10 protein-coding genes are annotated in these 9,698 nt (G+C 45.2%); 1 reads left to right on the plus strand and 9 read right to left on the minus strand.

The features are described from left to right. Nucleotides 1-239: 239 nt before the first annotated feature. Together R7P67_RS22635 and hemB are read right to left on the minus strand one after the other, a co-directional pair. Entirely contained in the window at nt 240-674 is a 435-nt protein-coding gene (locus R7P67_RS22635) for a GNAT family N-acetyltransferase (RefSeq protein WP_005379245.1), read from the minus strand. 127 nt (nt 675-801) lie between these two features. Further along, nucleotides 802-1,863 (minus strand): porphobilinogen synthase, encoded by a 1,062-nt coding sequence (gene hemB, locus R7P67_RS22640; RefSeq protein WP_031777176.1) that lies wholly within the window; start codon nt 1,861-1,863, stop codon nt 802-804. 184 nt (nt 1,864-2,047) lie between these two features. Here hemB and R7P67_RS22645 point away from each other — a divergent pair, with 184 nt between their 5' ends. Next, the gene (locus R7P67_RS22645) at nt 2,048-2,809 is read left to right on the plus strand and encodes a TatD family hydrolase (RefSeq protein WP_017821949.1); all 762 of its coding nucleotides are present in this window, start codon (nt 2,048-2,050) and stop codon (nt 2,807-2,809) included. Nucleotides 2,810-3,268: 459 nt separating this feature from the next. Here the strand turns inward: R7P67_RS22645 and tatC are convergent, their stop codons facing one another. The 7 genes from tatC to rmuC all read right to left on the minus strand — a co-directional run bounded on the left by tatC (nt 3,269) and on the right by rmuC (nt 9,457). Continuing rightward, a complete protein-coding gene (gene tatC / locus R7P67_RS22650) occupies nt 3,269-4,021 on the minus strand; it encodes a twin-arginine translocase subunit TatC (protein ID WP_005379234.1) in 753 nt (250 codons plus the stop codon). Between the two features lie 68 nt (nt 4,022-4,089). Beyond that, the gene (gene tatB, locus R7P67_RS22655; protein ID WP_017635021.1) at nt 4,090-4,488 is read right to left on the minus strand and encodes a Sec-independent protein translocase protein TatB; all 399 of its coding nucleotides are present in this window, start codon (nt 4,486-4,488) and stop codon (nt 4,090-4,092) included. A 3-nt stretch (nt 4,489-4,491) separates the two neighbouring features. Continuing rightward, entirely contained in the window at nt 4,492-4,737 is a 246-nt protein-coding gene (gene tatA, locus R7P67_RS22660) for a Sec-independent protein translocase subunit TatA (protein WP_005382958.1), read from the minus strand. A 52-nt stretch (nt 4,738-4,789) separates the two neighbouring features. Then, nucleotides 4,790-6,424 carry a ubiquinone biosynthesis regulatory protein kinase UbiB gene (ubiB, locus tag R7P67_RS22665; protein WP_262600256.1) on the minus strand — a complete coding sequence of 545 codons (1,635 nt, stop codon included), beginning with the start codon at nt 6,422-6,424 and terminating at the stop codon, nt 4,790-4,792. Then, entirely contained in the window at nt 6,421-7,056 is a 636-nt protein-coding gene (locus R7P67_RS22670) for an SCP2 domain-containing protein (RefSeq protein WP_005379213.1), read from the minus strand. The genes ubiB and R7P67_RS22670 overlap by 4 nt, the downstream gene beginning before the upstream one ends. 11 nt (nt 7,057-7,067) lie before the next feature. Next, on the minus strand, nt 7,068-7,847 hold the full coding sequence (ubiE, locus tag R7P67_RS22675; protein WP_017635022.1) for a bifunctional demethylmenaquinone methyltransferase/2-methoxy-6-polyprenyl-1,4-benzoquinol methylase UbiE: 780 nt from the start codon (nt 7,845-7,847) through the stop codon (nt 7,068-7,070). 77 nt (nt 7,848-7,924) lie between these two features. Then, complete coding sequence (gene rmuC / locus R7P67_RS22680; RefSeq protein WP_005379209.1) at nt 7,925-9,457, minus strand: DNA recombination protein RmuC; 1,533 nt, start codon at nt 9,455-9,457, stop codon at nt 7,925-7,927. Between the last annotated feature and the right edge of the window lie 241 nt (nt 9,458-9,698).

Here is a 9,698-nt window from a genome sequence, read left to right on the forward strand (position 1 = left end):
GCAGCTTAACCAAGAAGCTATAAATTACACTGGAAGCAATGTGAGCAATGTCGTGTCAAAAAGAATTCGTGCAAGTTCTCGGAAAAATGTTTCATCACTTCTCAACTTTCAGTTAATTAACTTCTGTTAATAAGTCACTCAACGTCCTTGTGAACTTTCCTCATTCCCTAAGACAGGTTTAATAATAATGATTCTCATTTCGTAGTCAACAGTTAAATGAGAAAAAATCTCATTTATTTTCACATTGCTTTAATGAAATGCACTCGAGATTCTCGAAGATTTACTTTTTCTTCAAACTTTTCAATTATATAGCCATTTCTCAATAACAAGCGAAGCATAGCCGGAAACTGGTTTCGAGATTTCACTTTTAATGTGTTGTAGCCTTGTTCTGCCACCCAATCCTCTTGAGCTTCCAAAAGCAGTTGTGCCACGCCTTCATTTCGAGCTTCAGGGACAACACCACCTAACCAGCTATAGAAAACACCATCCTCTAATTCGTAACCTATTTTGAAGCCGACAATCGTGCCATTTTTTTCTGCAACGAGGATTAAACTGTTTTTCTCTTCTAAACGTTGAGTCATGGAGTCTACCGTTTCTCCTTTCGAAAACTCGGTAACACGCGCCACAACTTGAAGTGCTTCTTCCAATGTGCCTTCACGAATCAGCATTGTCATTGTTCTCTTCTCCAAAATAAAAATACCCAAGCACCTTGGATTGTTACTGTTGTAATCCGCCTGAGGTTACTTGGGTATATACAGACGAACAACTCTTGTTGGTCTGGTATTTCTCACTGAGCGATAATTACTCTTCTGTCGCTTCCGGAGTACGATTTAGGTGTTGAGCAGTTTGTGCATTCTCTTCTGCCAACCACTCAGCAACGTCTTTCGCAAAGTACGTTAAGATGCCATCTGCACCTGCACGTTTGAAGCACAATAGTGATTCCATCACAATTTCACGCTCTTTGAGCCAGCCATTCATGATCGCCGCTTTATGCATCGCGTACTCGCCAGAGACTTGATAAGCAAATGTCGGTACTTGAAGTTCAGTTTTTACTCGGCGAACTACATCTAAGTATGGCATACCAGGTTTAACCATCACCATGTCCGCACCTTCGTTGATGTCTAGCGCCACTTCGTGAATCGCTTCATCAATGTTTGCTGGGTCCATTTGGTAGTTTTTCTTGTTGCCGCCTTTTAGATTTGAAGAAGAGCCAACCGCATCACGGAATGGTCCGTAGTAGTTCGATGCGTACTTAGCCGAGTAAGCCATGATTTGAGTATGAATGTAGCCCGCGTTTTCTAATGCTTCGCGGATCTTACCAATTCGGCCATCCATCATGTCTGAAGGCGCGACTACGTCAGCACCCGCTTCTGCATGAGACAAAGCCTGCTTAACCAATACTTCTGTGGTTTCATCATTCATTACGTAGCCATCTTCATCGATGATGCCGTCTTGGCCATGTGTCGTGAATGGGTCGAGTGCCACGTCTGTGATTACACCAATTTGAGGAATGTGTTCTTTAAGCGCTCGTACTGCTCGCTGAACCAAACCTTCTGGGTTGTAGGCTTCAGTAGCACATAAGCTTTTAGCGTCTTGGTTTACGACAGGGAAAAGCGCGATTGCTGGAACGCCTAGATTTGCAAGGTATTGTGCTTCTTCTAGCATTAAATCAATCGACAAACGCTCTACACCCGGCATGGACTCCACGCTCTCACGACGATCTTTACCCATAAGAATGAACATTGGGTAAATCAGATCATTAACAGAAAGTTGGTTCTCAGCCATCAAACGACGACTAAAATCGTGCTTACGTAAACGACGCATACGGCGTGCAGGGAATGGACCTTGAATTGATACAGACACCATTTTCTCCTTGTCTGGACGGTTATGATGATCAAATCATCTGGTGAACAAAATCATATCACTCTTGATGCATGTTGCGAGTGACAATCTGGAAAAAGGTAATGAAAAAAACTGAAAATGACCCAGCACTCACACTCAAGTATACTTCGAATACGAAACCAACTATGAAGCACAGAGAGTAACGATGATCGATACCCACGCGCACATCTATGCCAGCGAATTTGATAACGACCGCGATGAAGTAGTACAACGCGCCTTAACGCAAGGCATTAATAAAATCCTGTTGCCAAACATCGATCTGGACTCTATTGAGCCCATGCTACAAACCGAAGCGGCATATCCTGACGTGTGCCACTCAATGATGGGACTCCACCCTTGTTATGTGGACAGCAATGTTGAACAAACGTTGGAGATCATCCGCGGCTGGTTTGAGAAACACAAGTTTATTGCGGTGGGCGAAATCGGTATCGACCTGTATTGGGATAAAACCTATCGTGCTGAGCAAGAAATGGCGTTCGTAGCTCAACTTAACTGGGCAAAAGAGATGGACTTACCAGTCGTTATCCACACTCGTGATTCGATTGAAGAAACACTCACTTTGCTAAGACAAGAGCAAGATGGTCGTCTGCGTGGTGTATTCCACTGTTTTGGAGGCAGCTTAGAAGAAGCGCAAGCAATCAATGAGCTAGGCTTCCACTTAGGCTTGGGTGGCGTATCGACCTTTAAGAATGGCGGGATGGATAAAGTCATTCCACATTTGGATATGCAGTGGGTCATTTTAGAAACCGACTGTCCATATTTAGCGCCTGTGCCACACCGTGGTAAACGTAATGAACCAGCCTACACTTCTCTCGTTGCACAACGTGTTGCCGACTTGCGTGATGTCGACATCGCAACCATCGATGCCATAACGACTGAGAATGCCAAAAAGCTGTTTAATATTTAATTCACGAGAATTGAAAAAAGCGACGAAATCAACGTCGCTTTTTTATCACCTAAACTATTGAATGAACGATTCAACCCGTTGAAATAGTAGAACAATCCATACAAAATTATTGATAAACATAATAATTAACTAGCAACTCTACTTACTTCTCATATCGTCACTTTACTTCGTCCGCTTTGCAAAACTGTCGACAACTCGACACATTATTTTTCTATACTGATTTACGCCCATTAATTAGCACAAATGTAAAACAGCATGAATATGGAAGTTGAAGTGTGTACACATGGTGCTTACTTACAACGCGTACCGCGCAGTTTTTTTCAAAAGCTGCTGGGCATCAAGGAAGTATACGTATGCACAAAATGTGGTTACGTCATGAAAGTTAAGTAATTAGCCCAAGAAAAAACCAACCGCAAAAAAAGCGGCTCAATTGAGCCGCTTTTCACATCTAGATTAGCCTTATTCTTCGGTTTCCGCTTCTACTTCTTCGCTTCGACGAGTATAAAAACGCGCGAAGAACAAACCGACTTCAAACAGTAAACACATCGGAATAGCGAGTAAGGTTTGCGAGATCATGTCTGGTGGCGTTAACACCATACCTACGACAAACGCAGCCACTATAATATAAGGACGTTTCTGTCTTAAATCTTCTGGTGTAGTGGCCCCAGTCCAACACAACAAAATAATCGCAACAGGCACCTCAAATGCGATACCAAACGCCATAAATAGCGCCAGCACAAAGTCGAGATAACTCGAGATATCAGTTGCAAACTCTACTCCACCAAGAGAGATGGCGGTAAAGAAGCCAAACACCAATGGAAATACCACGAAGTAGGCAAATGCCACTCCACAGTAGAACAATAGCGAACTAGAAAACAGCAGTGGCATGATCAATCGACGTTCATGCTTGTACAAACCTGGCGCTACAAAGGCCCAAACTTGATACAAAATAAACGGCACCGCAATAAATACCGAAGCAATTAACGTCAGCTTAAGTGGCGTAAAAAAAGGTGACGCTACATCCGTAGCAATCATGGTCGCGCCTTCAGGTAGACGTTCTACTAAAGGTGCGGAAACAAACTCGTAAATGTGGTTAGAGAAATAAATTAGTCCGACAAACACGACCAACACTGCGAGGATTGAGCGCAGTAGTCGGTTGCGAAGCTCCAACAAATGACTAATTAAAGGTTGTGTCTGCTCGACGGTAGACATGGCAAACCTCTTATTAAAAACCAGATCAAAAAGGAGCTACCAATCACTAGTAGCTCCTCCTAATGAGACTATTCGGCTTTCTTATCTGCCGCTGTAACCTTGCTCTCTTGCGCTTTCACGGCCTCTTCGACTGCTGGCTCTGTTTTTACAGGCTCAGCCTCTGAATCGGTGTTCTTTGCGTAAGGACGATTTACAGATTGCGCTGCCTTCTTCAACTCTTCAACTGAAGATTTCAACTCAGGGGACAAATCATCCATCCCCATTTGTTCTGCTTTGCGCAAGTTTTCTTGCAGCTCTTGGACTTTCAGCTCGTGTGACAATTCGTCTTTGACGCTATTTGCCATACTCTTAGCGGCACCGATAAAGCGAGACACGCTGCGAATAGCATGAGGCAAACGCTCCGGCCCAAGAACGACCAGACCAACAACAGATATTAATACCAGTTCCCAAAAACCGATATCAAACACGTTTTACGCCTGCTCTTTGTCTTTTTTCGTTTCAGGAGCAGCTTCTTTTTTCTGCTGCTCTTCTAGACTTTTTGGTTCGAAGTCTGCGTCTTTGTCATTTTTCGCAGGTTCATCTTCGCTCATCGCTTTTTTGAAGCCCTTAACGGCACCACCCAGATCGCCACCGATACCGCGTAGTTTCTTTGTTCCGAATAGCAATACAACAATTACAGCAATGATTAGAAGTTGCCAAACACTGATACCACCCATTCTCTTTACCTCGGGTCTTTAAACAAACAAAAATATTTCAAGAGTTTAACGTCTATTGACGATAAGCTCGCCAACTAAGCAGCCAAAATGTGACACCTGCGATACCGCAGGCCAACGAAAGCTGCTCAAAAGCATCGTTCACCAATATTGCCGAGCATACGACTAAAGTCGCGCCAACGCCAAACAAAAACTTTCCTGTCGCCTGCTGGCGCTTGCTCTGGCGATACCCTTGATAAAGCTGATCCATACGTTGATTCATCGCTTTACCTTGTTTCAGGCTATCGTAAAGTAGCTCTGGCAGTTCAGGTAATTTCTCTGCCCAAAATGGTGCGCGGTCTTTAATCGCATTCACTAGAGCTTGCGGCCCAACTTGATTCATCATCCATTCCTCCAGGAATGGTTTTGCGGTCTCCCACAAATCAAGTTGAGGATATAGCTGCCTACCAAGCCCTTCCACGTACAACAGCGTTTTTTGCAACAGTACAAGCTGTGGCTGAACCTCCATATTGAATCGACGTGCCGTGTTGAACAAATTCAACAACACATGACCAAAGGAGATTTCGCACAATGGCTTAGCAAAAATAGGCTCACACACAATGCGAATCGCGAACTCAAACTCATCGACATTGGTATCCGCAGGCACCCACCCTGAATCCACATGTAACTCCGCCACTCGGCGGTAGTCACGATTGAAAAACGCCAGGAAGTTTTCCGCCAGATAACGCTTGTCTTCGCTATTAAGTGTACCAACGATTCCGCAATCTATCCCTATCCACATTGGGTTCTCTAGATGTTCGGGTTTGACGAACACATTACCCGGATGCATATCGGCATGGAAAAAGCTGTCTCGGAACACCTGAGTGAAGAACACACTCACACCGCGTTCCGCGAGCAATTTCATATTGGTGCCATTTGCTTTCAAGCCTTCAATATCAGAGACTTGAATGCCATATATTCGCTCAGAAACCATGACAGTTTCATTACTGAAGTCGGGAAAAACTTCAGGAACATACAATTCTTCGCTGCCCTCAAAGTTGCGGCGCAACTGAATGGCATTCGCCGCCTCACGTCGCAAGTCGAGTTCATCAAGCAGGGTTTTCTCGTACTCACGCACGACTTCAACTGGTTTTAAACGACGTGCTTCAGGCATCGCTCCGGCGACTATACGCGCCATTCGGTGCATCAGTTTTAGATCTGAATCAATGACTGGGCGAATATCTGGGCGGATAACCTTTAATACCACTTCTTGGTTAGTGTCTTTTATGCGCGCAGTATGTACCTGAGCAATCGACGCAGACGCCAGTGGTTTGATATCAAACTCGGTAAACCATTTTTCTAACGGACCACCTAATGCTTGCTCCATCTGCTTTTTTGCCAACTCGCCATCAAAAGGAGCGACTTGGTCTTGAAGTAAAGCTAGGGGATCAGCGATATGCGGAGGAAATAAGTCACGGCGCGTCGACATCATCTGACCGAACTTAATCCAAACCGGCCCCAGCTCTTGCAGTGCTAAACGCAGACGTTCACCGAGTGGTTTTTCTGGGTGCTTGTTCTTAATCCAAAACAAGCTTTTGCGCAGTAAAAGCGGAGCTTTGGTCAGTTGGTGATCGGGAAGCAGCTCATCTAAGCCGTATTCCAGTTGTACTTTGGCTATGTGGTATAAGCGCTTTAGTTCTGCTGGCGTCATGGTTTCTCCAATGCAGGCTTATCTGCATCCAGCTTATTCAGCAAAGCCGTTAAACGAGCTTCAATGCGAGAAGCCTGGCTGCGAACCTCATCAACTTGGTCGCAGAAATAGGCCACTTCTAACGGAGCGGGAGCCAGTTTCCATTCTTCAGTCACTACTTGCGCAAGATGACGCTGGTGTTTTTCTGCTTGAGACGCAAGAAAGTTGCCGATGTTTTTTGAACCTTGCACAAAGGTATGTGCGGCGACATCGCCAGTCACGCGAGACAACCACTCTTCAACATCTGGTTTGCAATCCACCATCAACTGAGAGAATTTCTGCGCCAATTGAATATCGCCTTCGAGTTCAAGTTTATCTTGTTTAATAAGACGAGTGATGTTGGCCTGATCGCGCAGCTCTGGTAACACACTCAAGTTGAGCGATAGATAGCAGTTAGGCTGCCCTTCGTAATGACCAAGCACATCAATTTGCTGACTAAAAACGAATGTCAGTGTTTTATTGATCTCTTTCAGGTGAACTTGAATAACTTGACCTTTTAGACGCGCTAAACGACGGCCCAATGCAGGGTCGTCTTTGATCAGTGTATTCAGTGACGTTTCAATCACAGCGGTGATAAGTGGTTCAAATGGCATGCCGTTAACCCTTAGAATTTATAACCGCGATGCAAAGCCACAATACCACCAGTTAAGTTGTAGTATTTGGTGTTTTCAAAACCTGCTTCTTGCATCATGCCTTCCAGCGTTTCTTGGTCTGGATGCATACGGATTGACTCCGCTAGGTAGCGGTAACTCTCTGAGTCATTCGCAACTAGCTCACCGATTCTCGGCAACAAGTGGAATGAATATGCATCGTATACTTTAGATAACGGCTCTAGCACTGGTTTTGAAAATTCCAACACCAATAGGCGGCCGCCTGGCTTCAGTACGCGGAACATTGAACGAAGCGCTTTGTCTTTGTCAGTCACATTACGCAAACAAAAACTGATGGTGATGACATCAAAATAATCATCTGGGAACGGCAGTTCTTCTGCGTTGGCTTGAACGTAATGCACGTTACCCACAATACCGTTGTCACGCAGTTTATCGCGACCAACGTTAAGCATTGAGTTATTGATATCGGCAAGGATGACATGGCCTTCATCGCCAACAATGCGCGAGAATTTCGCCGTCAAATCACCCGTACCACCACCTAGGTCAAGAATACGTTGGCCAGGGCGAGCGCCACTACAATCGATTGTGAAGCGCTTCCAAAGGCGGTGAATACCACCAGACATCAGGTCATTCATGATGTCGTATTTTGTTGCCACGGAGTGGAATACTTCGGCAACCTTAGTCACTTTTTCGTCTTTTGCCACTGTAGAGAAACCAAAGTGAGTGGTTTCATTCTCTAACGCTGTATTGGATTGCAAACTTGTGTCCGTCATTCTAATTCCTCTTAGGCAGCGCTTTCCTCTACGGGGCGTTTGTTGACAAATAAAATCGCCCACTGCACTGCGGGCGATTAGTTTACTTTATCCTCAGCCGGATGTCTTTCTACTAACGGGTCATTTTCTGAAAATGCATCACTCTGCGCTAACTGCGCGAGGTCGGAAGAAATCGGTCGTTTAATTTCAACTCCCAAGTGTTTAAAGCTTTCGGCTTGGCGAATCACATTTCCGCGCCCTGTGGCAAGCTTGTTCATCGCACCTTGATAGCTTTGATTCGCCTTATCCAGCGCACCGCCGAGCCCCTCCATGTCGTCTACAAACAATCGCAATTTGTCGTAGAGTTTTGTCGCACGCTGCGCAATCATTTTGGCGTTTTCATTTTGGCGTTCATTGCGCCATAGATTATCAATGGTGCGCAGTGCCACCAGCAACGTTGTTGGGCTCACCAAAATGATGTTTTGCTCCATCGCGTCTTTAATCAAGCTCGGATCGGCTTGAATCGCGACTTGGAACGCCGGCTCAACCGGAATAAACATCAGTACATAGTCCAAACTCTGAATACCTTTGAGTTTGTGGTAGTCCTTCATGCTTAACCCTTTGATATGTGCACGTAGAGCAGCTAAGTGCGCATTCAAAGCCTGATCGCGCTCAGCATCAGTTTCGGCGTTGAAGTAGCGCTCATAGGCAACCAACGCCATTTTGGAATCTACAACCACTTGTTTGTTCTGTGGGAGATGAACAATGACATCAGGTTGGTAACGCTTGCCTGCTTCATTTTGTAAGTTCACCTGAGTCTGATATTCGTGTCCTTCACGCAAGCCAGATTCGGCAAGTACCCTAGCGAGCACCACTTCGCCCCAGTTACCTTGCTGTTTGTTGTCACCTTTCAACGCTTGGGTCAAATTAACCGCTTCGCGCGTCATTTGCTCATTCAAACGTTGCAGGTTTTTCAGCTCATGCACTAAGGTATGGCGCTCTTTAGCTTCTTGGCTAAAGCTGTCATTAACGTGCTTTTTGAACCCTTCTAACTGTTCTCTAAGCGGTGACAACAAGCCTTCTAAACTCTGACGGTTTTGCAAATCGACCTTCGCGGTTTTTTCTTCAAACAGTTGGTTAGCCAAGTGCTCAAATTGCTGTTTCAGGCGCGCTTCCGCTTGCTCTAGAATTTGCAGTTTTTCGGCATTGGCTTGGTTTATTTGCTCATGGCGAGCTTGCTGCTCACGCAGTTGCGTTTCTAGACGTGATTTGTGTTCACGCATCTGACCAAGCTCATCAAAGTATTGCTGGCGCTCTTGCTTTACAGCCTCGAAGTAACGCAGTTTTTCCATTGCTGCCATCAGCTTTCCATGTGTTTGGCGTACTTCAAACGCGGCTTTATCGCGCTCATCATCTAATTCATCCAACTCTTGCTGGGCATCGGCAAGGCTTTGCTTGACCTGTTCAAGTTGCTGTTGATGAAGCTGTTTTTCTGAAACAAGTTGTTGCTCGAGAAGCTGAGTTTGGGTGATAAAACGCTGTTTCACCCACCAACCGGCAGCGACACCACTAAGCGTGGCAGCACAAAGAGAAGAGAGAATGAGAGATTGGTACTCAAGAATCCATTGCATAATAGCGAGTTAGCCTGTGTTTTGTATCTATAACAATGGTATTTAGACACTGGATAAATGTCCAGTTTGTTGGATGAAAAATCCTCGCATACACTAGGCCTTCCTATAATATTCTTTCTTCCGCTCAAATTATCCAAACCGAGCGGCACATCATCACGCAGAGGCATCATGAACGAGCGTCGCGCCCTAGGATTTGGGCTCTCAGCAGTATTACTTTGGTCTACCGTTGCAACCGCATTTA

The organism is Vibrio sp. Vb0937 (assembly GCF_033338855.1).